The following is a 13547-nucleotide window of genomic DNA, read 5'->3' as shown; positions in this document are numbered from 1 at the left end:
TGCTCAAGTGGAATTTGGGTGGGGTGATGTGATCATCCCGCCTTTTTCCTTTGTTGGCCGACATCTGCATTTTCGCAAATGCCCAGCTTGTTCATAAGCGGGCCCAGATATTTCGCATAGGGCTGCCATGCGCCCATGCTGTCACGATATATCGGTTTTCGGACCTGTAATGTGCTGTGGGTTCGGATCTGGCGTTTGGTTTTATGAAAGGTCAAACAGGCTTCATTCCAGGGCAACCCGGTGAATGCGACAAGGCGACGGGCCTGACCTTCAAGATCATTGATGATGTCTTCGTAGTTCACTTCGATAAAACGATGTGCCGGCAGGATACTTCGCCAGTGATCCATGAATTTCAGATAGCTGTTGTAAAAGGCCCCCAGTTCTTCCTGATCGTAGCTGAAATTCTGCGCACTGCCGAAACGGCGGCTATAACAGGAAAAGCAGGTGTCCATTGCATCGCGGCGGCAATGAATGATGCGGCTGTCTGTATGCATCAGGACGATCAACCCGGCCCGGGTAAAGTTGGCTGGCATTTTGTCGATGATACGTTTGAAATTGCTAATATCCGTCGTTCCGGATACGGCCTTTGTCCTTTCTAGTGCCTCGTTGCGATAGACGGTGCCGATTGTCTGAATGAATGCGTCGCTGAATTTAAGGACCTCGTCCAGCAATTGACCGTGTTTGACCTGATGTTCGATCATGGCATCCTGATGATGGCCGAGCGTGTCGAGTTCGCCTGCGCCAAATATTTCCGGATGCGATGCCAGAATTTGTTCGACCAGTGTCGTGCCCGATCGAGGCATGCCGACAATGAAAACATGCTGCGGTTGGTCGCTTTTTTCAGCCGGTTTTCGCACGTTGGAAAATCGTTCAGCCGGAAAGGCTCTCTTTGTGATGTCAAAAACGTTTTCAATGGTTTGCGTGCAATACTGAATGTTCTGGCGCTTGATACGGTTGGCCTCGCTCAGTGTTTCCATCCCGGCTTCTACTTCGCCATTTTCCATATGGGTTTTGGCAAGACTGAACAGCAACAATTCCTTTTGCCCGGCGGGCAGACCCTTGAATGACTGTGATCTGGCTTTGTTGATCATAACCTTTCGCGATGGGTGATCCATCGCAACCCTGCCAATCAGTGTCAGGCAATGCCATGCGCGTATGTGGCCAGAGTGTTTGGAAAGGACGTCTTCGAAGATCGTACGAGCCGCGTCGATTTGTCCCAATTCTTTAAGGCATTCGCCTTCGCTGATCCGTGTATCCAAATAGCCGTCTATATGACCGGCTTCGTGTGCATGCCTTCCAGCGGTTCGGAAATGCCGGATCGCTGTTTCAAGATCATCATGGGTGAGACTGGCAGCACCCATTGCATTCCATGCAAGCCATTCAGACGGTGCAAGTGCAATCGCGCGTTTCAAAAAGGATACAGCTTGTCGTGCTTCGTTGTTGCCGGTCAGCAAAATGCCCATTTGCAGCAGCAGCTTTGGATCAAGTGGCTTGCGTTTGAGCGCCTGTATAAGAACGGTTTTTGCCTGTACCAGGTAGCCGGACGCTGCCAGAATGGCGGATAAATCGGTATAATAGACAGTTTGCGGGGCATGGCTGTTGCACGCCTTTTCAAGATCGCGAATGGCATCAAGCGCGTTACCATCCTGATGATGCATCAGTGCACTGATGTGCAAGGCATCTGGCAGGTCAGGATTATTTTTCAGAAGCTGATTACAAAGCTTTCGCGCGGTCCGGCGATGCCCGTTGCGCCATTGATTTCGGATTGCGGCGATGGCCTTATGCTTAGCTCGGTCTTGTGCCGTTGCTGCCTGATCTGACATCAGTTTTTCCGGTCTTGTGAGCAGGTCCTGTGTGTAAACACGGTTACCAATGGAAAAACTGGCGGTCGGTCAAACAAAAACGCCCGGCACATGGCCGGGCGTTTCGTGTTCGATGTGTCCTTTCTGGTGAAAGGATCAGCCGCTGTAGTACATGTCGAATTCGACCGGGTGCGGCGACTGTTCGAAGCGGATAACTTCTTCCATTTTCAGGGCGATGTAAGCGTCGATCAGGTCGTCGCTCATCACATCGCCTTTTTTCAGGAAGTCGCGGTCTGCGTCGAGGCTGTCAAGTGCTTCGTGCAGCGAGCGGCAAACGGTCGGAACTTCTTTGAGCTCTTCCGGCGGAAGGTCATAGAGGTTTTTGTCCATTGCATCACCCGGGTGGATCTTGTTCTCGATACCGTCAAGGCCAGCCATCAGCATTGCGGTAAATGCGAGATACGGGTTGGCAAGCGGATCAGGGAAGCGAATCTCGACGCGCTTGCCCTTCGGGGATGCGGTGTAGGGGATACGGCAGGAAGCCGAACGGTTGCGAGCCGAGTATGCCAGCAGAACCGGTGCTTCGAAGCCCGGGACCAGACGCTTGTAAGAGTTGGTCGTCGGGTTGGTGAAAGCGTTCAGTGCTTTGGCGTGTTTGATGATACCGCCGATATAGTACAGAGCGGTGTCAGACAGGTCAGCATAGCCGTTACCTGCGAACAGCGGTTTGCCTTCGTGCCAGATCGACTGGTGAACGTGCATGCCCGAGCCGTTGTCGCCAAAGACCGGCTTCGGCATGAAGGTTGCGGTTTTGCCATACTGATGTGCAACCATGTGGATGCAGTATTTGTAAACCTGAACGGCGTCGGCATGTTCGATCAGGGTGCCGAAAGCGATACCCAGTTCGTGCTGCGACGGTGCAACTTCGTGGTGGTGCTTTTCGCAACGCACGCCCATTTCGTTGATGTAGTTGACCATTTCGGCGCGGATGTCGTTGGCCGAGTCAACCGGCTGTACCGGGAAATAGCCGCCCTTCGGGCCCGGACGGTGGCCGCGGTTGCCGCCTTCGAATTCGGTGCCGGTGTTGTACGGACCTTCTTCGGAGTCCAGCTGATAACCCATGCCTTCGCCAGCGGTGGTCCAGCGAACGTCATCAAACATGAAGAATTCCGGCTCTGCACCGAAATATGCGGTGTCGCCGATACCGGCCGATTTCATGTATGCGAGTGCGCGTTTCGCGGTCGAACGCGGGCAACGCTCGTAACCCTGGCCAGTGGCCGGTTCGATAACGTCGCAAACGATGATCAGGGTCGGCTGCGCGGTGAACGGGTCAACAACAGCGGTCGACGGATCCGGCATAAGGATCATGTCGGATTCGTTGATTTCTTTCCAGCCAGCGATCGACGAACCGTCGAACATGATGCCGTCAACAAAAACGTCTTCGTCGATTGTGCAGATGTCCTGCGCGGTGTGCTGCCATTTACCTTTGGAATCGGTAAAGCGCAGATCGACAAACTGGATGCCTTTTTCTTTGATAAGCTTAAGTACAGAAGCAGCGTCAGACATGATGCAACCCTTTAAAACTCAAAATTAGTGATCGTACGATGTTCAATGTCAGGTAACGGACCGATTAGATCGCGTCGTTGCCCCGTTCACCGGTACGAATGCGGATCGCGTCCTCGAGCGAGGAAACGAAGATTTTACCGTCACCGATACGACCGGTGTGAGCGGCTTGCTGGATTGCCTCAATCGCACGCTCGACAAGCGTGTCCTCAACGACGATTTCCAACTTTACCTTCGGCAGAAAGTCCACAACATATTCGGCGCCGCGATACAGCTCCGTATGGCCTTTCTGTCGGCCGAAGCCTTTGGCTTCGGTAACGGTAATCCCTTTGAGGCCAATCTCTTGAAGGGCCTCTTTAACCTCGTCAAGCTTGAATGGCTTGATGATGGCTTCAATCTTTTTCATTAAGCGCCCTCTGCTTTTTGCGAGAGTTGCGTAGAACTCGGAAAGCTCCATTGCTTTGCCGCGTTAATTGCACGGGCCGTGCCAGTTTTGGCCCGCGCGGTCATTCTAAGGAGTCTCTGCGTGAAAACCCAGCAAAACCCATGAAGTTTTTAAGATTTTCTTGATCGCATCTGATTGTCTTTTAGGCAGAATGTTTAAAATTTATGCAAACATTGTGAGATGGCAGAGGTCAACGAGGTTCTCCGCGATCCGTGCTTGCCTGATCTGCCTGCGTCGTGCGACAGAAAATACATAAAACACGTATCATGACGGCAGGGCATGGATCATATAATCTGCCTGTCTGATTTATAATTTGCGCCACCAGACAGATAAAAACCGGTTTCCACCGACCGGTACTGAAACCCAGAGAAGGACGCCTCATGACCGAATTTATCGGCAATCCTCTTTTCGCTTCAGGCGGCATCACGATTTTTGAAGTGATGAACGAACTGGCCCAGAAACATAATGCCATCAATCTGGGGCAGGGAGCGCCCGATACTGACGGTCCGGCTGATATTCGCGAAGCTGCGGCCAAGGCGACGATGGAACTGTCCAATCAATATCCGCCGTTGGCAGGTGTTCCGGAGTTGCTTCAGGCGGTCGCCGACCATAACAAGCGTTTCTATGATATCGAGGTCGATCCGAAGAAAGAAGTCCTTGTCGCGGTCGGTGCGACCGAGGCGCTGGCTGATGTGATCCTTGGTCTTGTTGCGCCCGGCGATGAAGTGATCCTGATCGAACCCCTTTATGACAGCTACCTTCCGATGGTGAAGCTTGCGGGCGGTATCCCCAAACTGGTACGTGTCACACCGCCAAGCTGGGATCTGCCACGCGAAGAACTTGCAGCGGCCTTCTCGGAAAAAACCAAGCTGATCCTGATAAACTCGCCGCAGAACCCTTGTTCAAAGGTCTATGGCGATGATGAACTGCAATTCATTGCTGATCTGTGCATCAAGCATGATGTGATCGCACTGTGTGACGAGGTTTATGAACATCTTGTCTTTGACGGGCGCAAACACAAACCGCTGATGACTTTTCCCGGTATGCATGATCGCACCGTACGCATCGGATCAGCAGGCAAGACATTCTCACTGACGGGGTGGAAGATCGGATACATCACAGCATGTGCCAAATTGATGGAGCCGATCAAAAAGGCGCACCAGTTCCTTGTTTTCACCGTGCCGCCAGGGTTGCAGCATGGTGTGGCCTACGGCCTTAACAAAGGTGATGATTACTTCGAAGGTTTTACTGCTGAAATGCAGGCCAAACGCGATTTCCTGATGAAGGGTTTGAGGGAAATCGGCTTTGGTGTTCTGGACTCCCAGGGTACTTATTTCATCACCTGCGATTTCCGTCCGCTGGGCTATGACTGCGACGATGTCGAGTTTTGTCAGATCATGATCAAGGAAGCCGGTGTTGTGGCGATCCCTGTTTCGGCGTTCTATCAGGGCAAGGATGGCGGCGTTCGCAATTTTGTGCGGTTCTGCTTCTGCAAGGAAGAAGCCAAAATGTCCGAGGCGATTGAGCGGATGAAGAAGGCGTTTGCAAGGTAGAAAAGCAAGGCATTTAAGGGAAACAGGCCGAGAACTTTAGCCTTCGGCCTGTTTTTTTGGGGACGCTGTCAACCGTGATCAGGAATTGACCATTTCCCAACTCCCTGTGCGGGCCGAGCGGGCCAGCGCATCCAAGATCTGCATATTGGCAATCCCGTCTTCAATCGGGTAATCGACCGGGCTTTCATCGTTAAAGATCGCCGTCGCGTTCTCGCCTTGCAGGGTATAGTGGTTGCCAATCGGGAATTTGATTTCGCGTGCTTCGTCAAAACCCGGTTGTTTTTGCGTGCCGACCCTGATCACTGCCGGATTTTCCGGCACCGGGTTGAATGGCATGATGATTTCAATCCGGCCTTCAGTGCCAAGGATATGAACACGCTGCACTGCGGCCGACTGTGTGCCACAAACAAAGCTTGCCTGAACGCCGCTTCCGAAATCGAGTATGCCTGAAACCAGACGGTCAGTACCGAATTTCGGATCCTTGTCCATCAGGGAAACCACACGCACCGGTTCCTTGCCCGTGATATAGCGTGGGCCGACAATGCAGTAGCAGCCGATATCAAGTAAACCGCCACCGCCGATATCCTTTTTGTTGCGCACATTGTTCGGATCGGCATTGAAATAGGTAAAGATGCTTTGCACCGTGCTGATCGTGCCGATCTGACCGCTTTCGACGAGCCGACGCGCTTCCTGCCATTGCGGATGATGACGAACCATAAAGGCCTCAAGCACGTGTTTGCCGCTTTTATCGCGGGCCGCGATCAGGCGTTTGGCGTCTTCGGTGTCAAGCCCGATGGGTTTTTCGCACAGCACGTGTTTTCCGGCTTCCAGCGCCTTGATTGTCCATTCGACATGCAAGTGGTTGGGCAGGGGATTGTAGATTGCTTCGATTGACGGATCGGCCAGCAGTTCCTCATAGGAGCCATAGGCGCGCGGAATGCGCAGACTTTGGGCGGTTTCACGCGTTTTTTCCAGATCACGTCCGGCAATGGCAAGGATTTCAAGCTTGTCGCTTTCCTGCATGGCCGGAATGACCTTTTCCGTGCCGATCTTTGCCGTGCTGATGACGCCCCACTTCATTCCGATACTCCGTATTGTTTTCTCTTTTGTGGCGCGCATGGCCGTTTTGCGTCTGCGCGCCGTGTTAATTTCGCCCGGAATGGCGGGCGTGTTCAATATATTGAATTGATTTAATTAGCCCACTTGCCCCATCGCGCAAGATGTTCAAACGGGTGGGGGCCTGTTCGGGCGGATTGGTTGTGATGATAAGTACCAGATACAGAACCCGCAGTCGCCCGGTTTGCGGGACTTTGCGAAGTTCGGTGGAAAACGGGGCAAAAAAGTAAAAATATGCGCTTGACGTCCGGGGCTCCCGGCGATAAAAACCGCGCCACACGACGGCGGGTGTAGCTCAGGTGGTTAGAGCACCAGATTGTGGCTCTGGGGGCCGTGGGTTCAAGTCCCATCACTCGCCCCAAAAATTCAAGGGCTTAGAGGTTCATCCTCTAAGCCCTTTTTGGTTCAGGTAGCAAATAGGTAGCAAAATTTAGGTTGGTTATGCGGCCTTGTTTTCCAGATTTTGCGCCGTTTTCTGGTTTCGTGCTGTCAGAAGTTCCTCGGTCGACATTTCGGACATGCGGGCGTCAACAGGGCCGTCGCAAGTTTGGCCGAACTGTTCCTTCTCGTATTTCCGCAGCGCTTCAATGCTGTATCGAACTTTTCCCATGACTCGGACAACAGCCTGTTGCGGGCCTTCGCCATTCGACCGCCAGCATGCAAAAGTTTTGACCGATATCGGTTTGTCGCCGGATCCGGTAATGCCAACAGCGGCCCAGCGGTCGGCGACCTGTTTGGCGGAAAGGAATAGAAGGTTGCTCATGCTGATCTCTCCATTGGCGCGAATATGGTACTTTTTTCGACGTTGGCGCGAACCAATGCCGCTGCTAGGGGCGGGCAGACCGAGTTGCCGCATTTGGCGACCTGCTGGCTTTTGGAAAACTTGAACCCGTCGCGATCGCCGATCCTGTAGTCGGATGGGAAGCCTTGCGCGGCGTAAAGTTCCCGAGGCGATAGCATCCGCATCCCGATGTCAATGATCTGGAAAAGCTCACCCTTGATCATGACCAGCCCGAAGCGGTCATTTGCCGTCACGGTATCAAGCGGTTCCTTGCAGTCCTGCCCGACGGCGGTTCCGTAGTATTTCATGAGGAAGGCGCGAACCTCGCCAACGTGATTTCCGCCTGCTGTGATCGTTGGGGTGGGCTCGGTCACTGGTTGGCCGTCCTTGCAGGTCCCGCGCAGTTTTACCAAGTGGGACGCGCAAGCAAGCGCCATTCCGCCGCCCTTCGGTGTGGCCGTTATCGTTCGAAGCGGCTCGTCTGCAGGCATCGTTCCATTGATCTTGCTGGCATGCTGGATGTGCTGGATGAACGGTTGAACAAGCCCAAATCGATTCTCGGTGGTTTGCGTTGGAAGAGCGTCTCCCATATCGACGCCACGGGTTTCGCCTTCGCGCTTTTGACCATAGTAAGTTTGGATGAAAGGCGCGGCGATGTCAGTGGTGAGGTGGCTATCAATCGCGCCGCTGTGTTCATGTCCGCACCATTCACAGGTGGGCCACCAAGTTTCGCCATTTTCCTCGCCGCAGTTTTCGCATTTGAAATCGCGATAACGTTCAATCTTTGTTTCGACCAGCCCGTGTCCGTCCCGTGCGGCGGTGACCGTCATGAACGGGTCGTTTACACCTTGCCCGCGGAATCGGTCGCCGCCGTGATTTACCGTGACAACAAAGGGTTCCTTGGCGTCAAAGACGAATTTATGCAATCCGCGATAGATACGCTTCATTGTGTTGTCTTTGAGCGGGCGTTTCATGCCGCCACCTCGTCGATCTGCAGGGCGTCGATGATTTCTTTCGCGTCTGCTGGGGATACTCTGAGGGACCGGTTGATCGCGTTTGTGAGGCGTCTTGCCTCGGTCATGGTTTGGCGCGCTGGAATGAGGCTTCCGGCGTCGATGCTCCGCCCTTCTTCCTTGAGGGCTGCGCAGATCGGAAACATGTCGTTGGCGTTTATTGCGCCGGGGTAAAAGGCGACTTTGTAATCACTGGCATCCTGAATGCGATGGCCATAAAGCAATTCACTCGGCCAGATCGCATTTGCCAGCCGGTCTAGGGTTTTGCCGATCCGGTTTTTAATTCCTGCTATATCGCTATCGCGGATGCTATCCGGGTCGCAGGTTATGATCGTAAGGTCGTTCATGAAACAGATATAGCGTGCTTGGTCGCTGGCCTTGCCGCGCAAGTCGATTTGATCTGCGTAGAGGTTGAACAGTTCAACTCCAGAATAAAAATCGTCGAGGTTGTCAGTTGTAATTTGATGAATGGCGTCAAGCTGATCAAAAAGTGCCGCAACCGGATCTGTCTTGATCATTCGCTGGCATGCGCGGATTTTAAAATCCAGCGCGATGCTTTGATCTTGCAGTTCAGCAAGGGAGCGTTTGGCTTCTTCATATGCAACTGCATTCTGTTCAAAAATATCGGGCATGGTTCTGTCCTTGTTCCGGGTTTCTCGTCGCGGAGAACGGCGGGTTGGGTGCCGGTGGGGAAACCGGCTTGCCCGCCGTTCTGCGGAACGAGGCGGCTAGGCCGCGTCGTCCTGATTGGTGGCCCGAAGGCTGACCCGTCTGATAAATTCATCGCGGTTGATGGGCGCACCGGGAAAGCGTTCGATATAGGTGTCGAGGCTTTCAAATGCCTTGCGCAGCGCGGTTGCGGCTTCGATTTCGGCGACAAGCAGGATTTCATCGCCGCGCATGTGGGGGTGGTTGTTGCTCATGCCGCCATGTCCTGAATGAAGATCGGCAAGGTTACCTGAATGCGGTTGGCAAACAGGTGCTGGGCTTCGTCGGCGGTCATCGGCTGGACCTTGGTGGTCAGGGGGCGAATATTCGGGTCGCCGACCTGCTCGGGCAGGTTGTCGCGGCTTTCGGTTGCCAAGGCGATCTGATCGGCGCGCTTGATTTCCCGGGCGATGTGATCAGGGACCGGCCATTGCAAACCGGCGGCGGTATGAATCGCCTCGTCAACCATTTCCTCGATGATCTCGCGGCCCATGCGGACATTGTGGAAGTTCTGCAGCTCGTTGCGGACATGGATCGGGAATTGCGCAAAGAACGCTTCGTACTCGGCGTCCTTTTCCGGGGTGCTGGTGTCGCCGGTAATGTATTCCTTGGCGTCGTGGATCAGGGCATAGGGCTCGGCCTCTGCGCTGACCAGATCGGCGACAATCACGGAATGCTGCGCGACCGGGATTTTGGTGTGCCCGGTATAGCGGTTGATGTTTGAGAGGGCGTAGCAGACATCCGGCCAATAGATATCCGATGTCTTGGGGGCCAGAAGGTCGATTTTGCGGCCCGACATGGTTAAAACAATCGTGGTCATTTGGGTGCCTTTCGGGGTTTCCGGCGGCGCAATTGCCGCCGGGAAATACGTACCTGGCCTATTCGGACTGGCCGATGAAAAGTGGAAGGTTGGTTTCGGCCTTCACCTTTGCGCAGCCTTCGTCAAAGGCGTGGTTCACGATCAGTTCGGTGCGGTGAAGCAAAAACTTCCAAAGCAGCTTTTGTCCGTCTTTGCGGAACCGTAGGCGAACCGGGATCAGATAGTTCGCGCCGTTCTTGAAAACCGGGATGTTGATCAGCAATAGGTCGGGTACCACCAGTTTGCCGCCTTCGGTGTTCTTGTGTTCGTTGCTGAATGTCAGGGCCATTTCGCCGGTGGCGAGGCTTTGGCGATGCTGCAGGGTTTCTTCCGTCCGGATGCTCAAGCCCCGCGAAAGTTCCAGAATCCCGCTCGGCCCGGTAAATTTGCTGCCGAGTGTCGAGACAAGGTTAAGCAGGTGTTTTTCGAATTCGGTCAGGTCGGGCTTGCTGTCAAAGGCGGGTGGGGCGGCAACGTCAATAATGTGCTCTTCCAGAAACTCGGCGAAATCGTTCTGGCTGAGCCATTCATCGTCCATCGCCATCCATGCTTTCCATTCGTCGGAAACCGGGAAGCGGTATGTGCATTTGTGTTTCATGAAGCGCGGTGTGCCGTCCTTCGCTTCTGCCGGGTCGTGGTAGTCAAAGACAGTGGTCAGTGAAAGGTCGGCTTGTTCGGCGTTGCAGATGCCAAATACAGCGCTGTAGTCGCTTTTGAACCGGTTTGTCATGGCGACAAAGCTGTCAAGATTCTGCATCGTGCTGGTGCCTTCGCGGCGCTTCGGATGGTCGCGGGCTTCGTCGATAAACCGTGTGATGCTGCTTGCGTTGCGGCCTTCCGGCAGAATCATAACCGGGACCTTGATCCCGTCATGGCTGAGTTCAACAAGCTTGTGATCGCCGAATTTGGCGGTCAGCTTGTGCGCGGCCTCGGTTTCAGTCTGGAAAGATGTTTTTGCTTCGGTGGTCATCGTGATGTTCCGTTGCTTCGGGTTGGGTGTTTGCGCCTTAAACGGCGCGGGTTTCGGATTCCGGCGCGTTTACGTCCTTGAACATGTCGCGCTGGCGCGGGTTCTGGCGGCAAAGGTTGCCGTTTTCATCCGGCCAAAGGATCGACTGACTGCGCGGTGATACCGGCAGGGTGGTGTCGGTATTGGCGCTGACTTCGATCACGCCGCCTTTAAGCCCGAATTTCAGTTTCAGGCTAAGTGCGGCTTTGGGTGATCCGCCGTGGTTGATGACGTGGTTCTGCAGGGCCTTGGTAATTTCGGTGATCTGATCGGTCAGGTCGCTGTGAAGCTGGCCTTCCTCAAGCGATTGAATGAGGGTGCCAAAGCTTTTGAGTTCGCCGTTGTGGTTCGACATTGAACCGTCTCCTATGGTCTGGGGTTGATTAAGCCGCTGCCGGTGGGAAGTCGTCCGGGTTTTGAGGGTCCAGTTCGGAAAGGCGGCAATGGTCGAGAAAAGCCCATGATTGGCCAGCAGGGACGTCGCGGGCAGCGCATGGTTTTTCTTCGGAAATGGGCTGGAAAATTGCGTGGGTGCGGACCTGGCGACGCGAAATCCAGATTTTGTTGCCGGCCTGCGGGTGGTTTGATTTTTCCTCGACCTTCACCATCATTTGCCCGGACGGCAGGGCGACGATGACCTCGCCCGCGCCCATCTTGCCGTCGCGGATAAAGATCAGGGTCGATCCCGGTGCGGGCATAACGGCCAGATTGGCGATCTGCTGGCGGATTGGGATCACGGTCGGAGATTTCGGGAATTGGGTCACGGATGCGGTCATGCTGCCGTCCTCCGGTTATTATTTGCTGTGATGGCGTCCTTGAGTTTCTGGCGGCTGGCCTGCAGACCGGTTTCGATCTGTTCGGCGGTGTGGTCATCGATCTGGATCGACAGGTCGCCAAAGCGAAGGGTGATGATGCCGCTAAAGCCGTTGGCGCCGTGGCTGATGGCCTCGGTGATGACCGGCTTTGCGTCGTGCTGGGTCATGATCATCAATGACATATCAATGACCCTTTCCCGGTTTGTGCCGTGGTTCGGGGTCGTCCCACATCGCACGCAGGAATGCGTCGATATGGTCTTTCCAGTTTTCAAGGCATTTGTGAAAGCTGCGCATGTCACTGGCTCCCGTCCGGTCGCCGCACAAGGCGGGTGATGGCGGGGCGTGACGGGCGCGGGCGAATGATCGCGGTGTTGGGCGACATCATGCTTTGCGCTGCGATGGTCAGAACCAGCAGCGTCATGATCAGCATCCAGCCCGGGAAATGCGGGTGGCCGAAATCGGCGATCAGATCGCCGGAGCCCTGATCAAAAGCAAGGGCATTAACGGCGGTGTTTGAAAGAGACATGGGCGCGTTCTCCTTGTTCGGAATGCGCCAACTTTGCAGAAATCGAAAAAATAAGTAAAGATATTTATTTGCTAAAATCGAAAAACTAAGGGCGCTTGTTGTTCTCTCTATGGGATTTTGGTGTGTTGATTGTGCAGTTTTCGACGCAAAAAAAATCCCGCCAGGGTGGCGGGATCGGTTTGTGGTGGGTTGTTAGGTCTTTTATAGGTCGTGGATTACACGAACTACCCGGCCAACGATTAGTATCTCCCCGTGGGGGAAGATTGTTTCGTGTGTGGGGTTTGTTGAGCAGGGTTCAAGGCGGGGTGGGTTGTTCTTGAACTGTTTAAAGGTGGCTTCCCCGCCATTGTTGGCGACTACATAGAACTTTTTGTCCACTGGGTCTTTGCGGCTGACATCCACGATGATCGTGGATCCTTCTGGCGCGATCAGGTTCATGGAATCGCCGTTGATGCGAAGGGCGAAGCAGCTTTTGGGGTCTACGTCTGCGCACTCTATTGTGTCGTGCCGGCTTATCTCGTCGATGGCAACGGTTTCTGAGTTGGTGAAGGCGCCCGCTGAGACCCATCCGATGACGGGGACCTTAACGGTTTCTCTTATGTTGGAGATCAGTTGATATGGCTTGCATCCGAGTGCGTTTGCGAGGCTTTCTAGCCACTTCATGGTTAGTTGTAGGTTGCCATTTTCAAGGCGAGAGATTTGGCTGGTGGTGCCGTTTACACGCTCTGCCAGCTCGCCTTGCGACCATCCGCGTTTCTTTCTGAATGTTCGGATGTTGTTGGTGGAGAACCTGCTGATGTGGTGTTCGAGTGCTTCTTGATCTTCAGGGTCTTCTATTTCGCCGCGATCCAGCTTCTCGGCAATTTCGGCGCGTTCGTCCTGTGCTGCTTCAGTGGCGTCCTTGAGTGCTTTTAGGCGCTTTTCGCGTTCGGTGGTTGGCATGTTGCTTTCTCCAAATTTGTCGCCACTTTTGCAGAAATCCGCAATTTCGTCTTTTCATGAAACAGCAAAAATGGAATGCCGAAATCAGCCAATTGGAAATTCGGCCATCTTTTGCACTTGCCTATTATGTCGATATCTGCAAATTATGGCTTATGAAGCTCAGTGAATGGCTTAAAGCCACGAAAACCAAAAAGATCGAATTTGCAGCGCGCATCGGGGTTAGTCCTTCGATGGTTACCCGTTTGTGCGATGGAAGTCAGATGCCCAATGTTGAGACTGCCCATCGTGTTTGGGCGGCGACTGGCGGGGCTGTCACGCCAAATGACTTCTATGGTTTCGTGATCATCAAAGCTGCTTCGTAACTGGCTTCGTGTCTGTTGCCCTGTTGTTGTTTCGATTTATCTCAACCGATGGA

General features: G+C 53.9%; 17 protein-coding genes and 1 tRNA gene. 3 read left to right on the top strand and 15 right to left on the bottom strand.

The annotated features are described in order from the left end of the window. Positions 1–32 precede the first annotated feature (32 nt). From ABIE64_RS17360 to ABIE64_RS17350, 3 genes are all read right to left on the bottom strand, one after another. Positions 33–1823 carry a tetratricopeptide repeat-containing sulfotransferase family protein gene (locus tag ABIE64_RS17360; protein WP_354378098.1) on the bottom strand — a complete coding sequence of 597 codons (1791 nt, stop codon included), beginning with the start codon at positions 1821–1823 and terminating at the stop codon, positions 33–35. A 135-nt stretch (positions 1824–1958) separates the two neighbouring features. Then, positions 1959–3368, bottom strand: coding sequence for a type I glutamate--ammonia ligase (glnA, locus tag ABIE64_RS17355; protein ID WP_007091889.1), 1410 nt, complete (start codon positions 3366–3368; stop codon positions 1959–1961). Positions 3369–3432: 64 nt separating this feature from the next. Further along, the gene (locus ABIE64_RS17350; RefSeq protein WP_007091888.1) at positions 3433–3771 is read right to left on the bottom strand and encodes a P-II family nitrogen regulator; all 339 of its coding nucleotides are present in this window, start codon (positions 3769–3771) and stop codon (positions 3433–3435) included. A gap of 419 nt (positions 3772–4190) precedes the next feature. Here ABIE64_RS17350 and ABIE64_RS17345 point away from each other — a divergent pair, with 419 nt between their 5' ends. Beyond that, positions 4191–5363, top strand: coding sequence for an aminotransferase (locus ABIE64_RS17345; protein WP_071241241.1), 1173 nt, complete (start codon positions 4191–4193; stop codon positions 5361–5363). Between the two features lie 78 nt (positions 5364–5441). Here the strand turns inward: ABIE64_RS17345 and ABIE64_RS17340 are convergent, their stop codons facing one another. Beyond that, positions 5442–6443 (bottom strand): Gfo/Idh/MocA family protein, encoded by a 1002-nt coding sequence (locus ABIE64_RS17340; protein WP_071241242.1) that lies wholly within the window; start codon positions 6441–6443, stop codon positions 5442–5444. A gap of 320 nt (positions 6444–6763) precedes the next feature. On the opposite strand from ABIE64_RS17340, the gene ABIE64_RS17335 reads away from it, so the two are divergent. Then, a tRNA-His gene (locus ABIE64_RS17335) sits at positions 6764–6840 on the top strand. Positions 6841–6918: 78 nt separating this feature from the next. On the opposite strand, the gene ABIE64_RS17330 is transcribed toward ABIE64_RS17335, so the two are convergent. The 11 genes from ABIE64_RS17330 to ABIE64_RS17280 form a co-directional block, all read right to left on the bottom strand. Beyond that, positions 6919–7242, bottom strand: coding sequence for a hypothetical protein (locus ABIE64_RS17330; RefSeq protein ID WP_354378097.1), 324 nt, complete (start codon positions 7240–7242; stop codon positions 6919–6921). Further along, positions 7239–8234, bottom strand: coding sequence for a DNA cytosine methyltransferase (locus ABIE64_RS17325; RefSeq protein WP_354378096.1), 996 nt, complete (start codon positions 8232–8234; stop codon positions 7239–7241). Before ABIE64_RS17325 ends, ABIE64_RS17330 begins: the two co-directional genes overlap by 4 nt. Next, positions 8231–8905 carry a hypothetical protein gene (locus tag ABIE64_RS17320; protein ID WP_354378095.1) on the bottom strand — a complete coding sequence of 225 codons (675 nt, stop codon included), beginning with the start codon at positions 8903–8905 and terminating at the stop codon, positions 8231–8233. The genes ABIE64_RS17325 and ABIE64_RS17320 overlap by 4 nt, the downstream gene beginning before the upstream one ends. 96 nt (positions 8906–9001) lie before the next feature. Further along, on the bottom strand, positions 9002–9196 hold the full coding sequence (locus ABIE64_RS17315) for a hypothetical protein (protein WP_354378094.1): 195 nt from the start codon (positions 9194–9196) through the stop codon (positions 9002–9004). Further along, the gene (locus ABIE64_RS17310; protein WP_354378093.1) at positions 9193–9801 is read right to left on the bottom strand and encodes a hypothetical protein; all 609 of its coding nucleotides are present in this window, start codon (positions 9799–9801) and stop codon (positions 9193–9195) included. Before ABIE64_RS17310 ends, ABIE64_RS17315 begins: the two co-directional genes overlap by 4 nt. A gap of 58 nt (positions 9802–9859) precedes the next feature. After that, on the bottom strand, positions 9860–10810 hold the full coding sequence (locus tag ABIE64_RS17305) for a DUF2303 family protein (RefSeq protein WP_354378092.1): 951 nt from the start codon (positions 10808–10810) through the stop codon (positions 9860–9862). A gap of 37 nt (positions 10811–10847) precedes the next feature. Then, complete coding sequence (locus tag ABIE64_RS17300; RefSeq protein ID WP_230729360.1) at positions 10848–11204, bottom strand: YfdP family phage-associated protein; 357 nt, start codon at positions 11202–11204, stop codon at positions 10848–10850. Between the two features lie 28 nt (positions 11205–11232). Further along, positions 11233–11625 (bottom strand): hypothetical protein, encoded by a 393-nt coding sequence (locus ABIE64_RS17295; RefSeq protein ID WP_354378091.1) that lies wholly within the window; start codon positions 11623–11625, stop codon positions 11233–11235. Beyond that, the gene (locus ABIE64_RS17290; RefSeq protein ID WP_196871146.1) at positions 11622–11846 is read right to left on the bottom strand and encodes a hypothetical protein; all 225 of its coding nucleotides are present in this window, start codon (positions 11844–11846) and stop codon (positions 11622–11624) included. Before ABIE64_RS17290 ends, ABIE64_RS17295 begins: the two co-directional genes overlap by 4 nt. A 113-nt stretch (positions 11847–11959) precedes the next feature. Continuing rightward, entirely contained in the window at positions 11960–12190 is a 231-nt protein-coding gene (locus ABIE64_RS17285; RefSeq protein WP_354378090.1) for a hypothetical protein, read from the bottom strand. Positions 12191–12391: 201 nt separating this feature from the next. Then, positions 12392–13132, bottom strand: coding sequence for a LexA family protein (locus ABIE64_RS17280; RefSeq protein ID WP_354378089.1), 741 nt, complete (start codon positions 13130–13132; stop codon positions 12392–12394). Positions 13133–13188: 56 nt separating this feature from the next. On the opposite strand from ABIE64_RS17280, the gene ABIE64_RS17275 reads away from it, so the two are divergent. Continuing rightward, positions 13189–13494 carry a helix-turn-helix transcriptional regulator gene (locus ABIE64_RS17275; protein WP_354378088.1) on the top strand — a complete coding sequence of 102 codons (306 nt, stop codon included), beginning with the start codon at positions 13189–13191 and terminating at the stop codon, positions 13492–13494. Positions 13495–13547: the final 53 nt, after the last annotated feature.

Origin of the sequence: Thalassospira sp. MBR-102 (assembly GCF_040549275.1) — a bacterium.
Lineage (GTDB): Bacteria > Pseudomonadota > Alphaproteobacteria > Rhodospirillales > Thalassospiraceae > Thalassospira > Thalassospira xiamenensis.
This window is presented reverse-complemented; position numbering and strand designations above follow the sequence as displayed.

Coding starts and splice junctions, on each gene's coding strand:
- ABIE64_RS17360 (WP_354378098.1), bottom strand. CDS start 1,823: ATGTCAGATCAGGCAGCAACGGCACAAGACCGAGCTAAGCATAAGGCC.
- glnA (WP_007091889.1), bottom strand. CDS start 3,368: ATGTCTGACGCTGCTTCTGTACTTAAGCTTATCAAAGAAAAAGGCATC.
- ABIE64_RS17350 (WP_007091888.1), bottom strand. CDS start 3,771: ATGAAAAAGATTGAAGCCATCATCAAGCCATTCAAGCTTGACGAGGTT.
- ABIE64_RS17345 (WP_071241241.1), top strand. CDS start 4,191: ATGACCGAATTTATCGGCAATCCTCTTTTCGCTTCAGGCGGCATCACG.
- ABIE64_RS17340 (WP_071241242.1), bottom strand. CDS start 6,443: ATGAAGTGGGGCGTCATCAGCACGGCAAAGATCGGCACGGAAAAGGTC.
- ABIE64_RS17330 (WP_354378097.1), bottom strand. CDS start 7,242: ATGAGCAACCTTCTATTCCTTTCCGCCAAACAGGTCGCCGACCGCTGG.
- ABIE64_RS17325 (WP_354378096.1), bottom strand. CDS start 8,234: ATGAAACGCCCGCTCAAAGACAACACAATGAAGCGTATCTATCGCGGA.
- ABIE64_RS17320 (WP_354378095.1), bottom strand. CDS start 8,905: ATGCCCGATATTTTTGAACAGAATGCAGTTGCATATGAAGAAGCCAAA.
- ABIE64_RS17315 (WP_354378094.1), bottom strand. CDS start 9,196: ATGAGCAACAACCACCCCCACATGCGCGGCGATGAAATCCTGCTTGTC.
- ABIE64_RS17310 (WP_354378093.1), bottom strand. CDS start 9,801: ATGACCACGATTGTTTTAACCATGTCGGGCCGCAAAATCGACCTTCTG.
- ABIE64_RS17305 (WP_354378092.1), bottom strand. CDS start 10,810: ATGACCACCGAAGCAAAAACATCTTTCCAGACTGAAACCGAGGCCGCG.
- ABIE64_RS17300 (WP_230729360.1), bottom strand. CDS start 11,204: ATGTCGAACCACAACGGCGAACTCAAAAGCTTTGGCACCCTCATTCAA.
- ABIE64_RS17295 (WP_354378091.1), bottom strand. CDS start 11,625: ATGACCGCATCCGTGACCCAATTCCCGAAATCTCCGACCGTGATCCCA.
- ABIE64_RS17290 (WP_196871146.1), bottom strand. CDS start 11,846: ATGTCATTGATGATCATGACCCAGCACGACGCAAAGCCGGTCATCACC.
- ABIE64_RS17285 (WP_354378090.1), bottom strand. CDS start 12,190: ATGTCTCTTTCAAACACCGCCGTTAATGCCCTTGCTTTTGATCAGGGC.
- ABIE64_RS17280 (WP_354378089.1), bottom strand. CDS start 13,132: ATGCCAACCACCGAACGCGAAAAGCGCCTAAAAGCACTCAAGGACGCC.
- ABIE64_RS17275 (WP_354378088.1), top strand. CDS start 13,189: ATGAAACAGCAAAAATGGAATGCCGAAATCAGCCAATTGGAAATTCGG.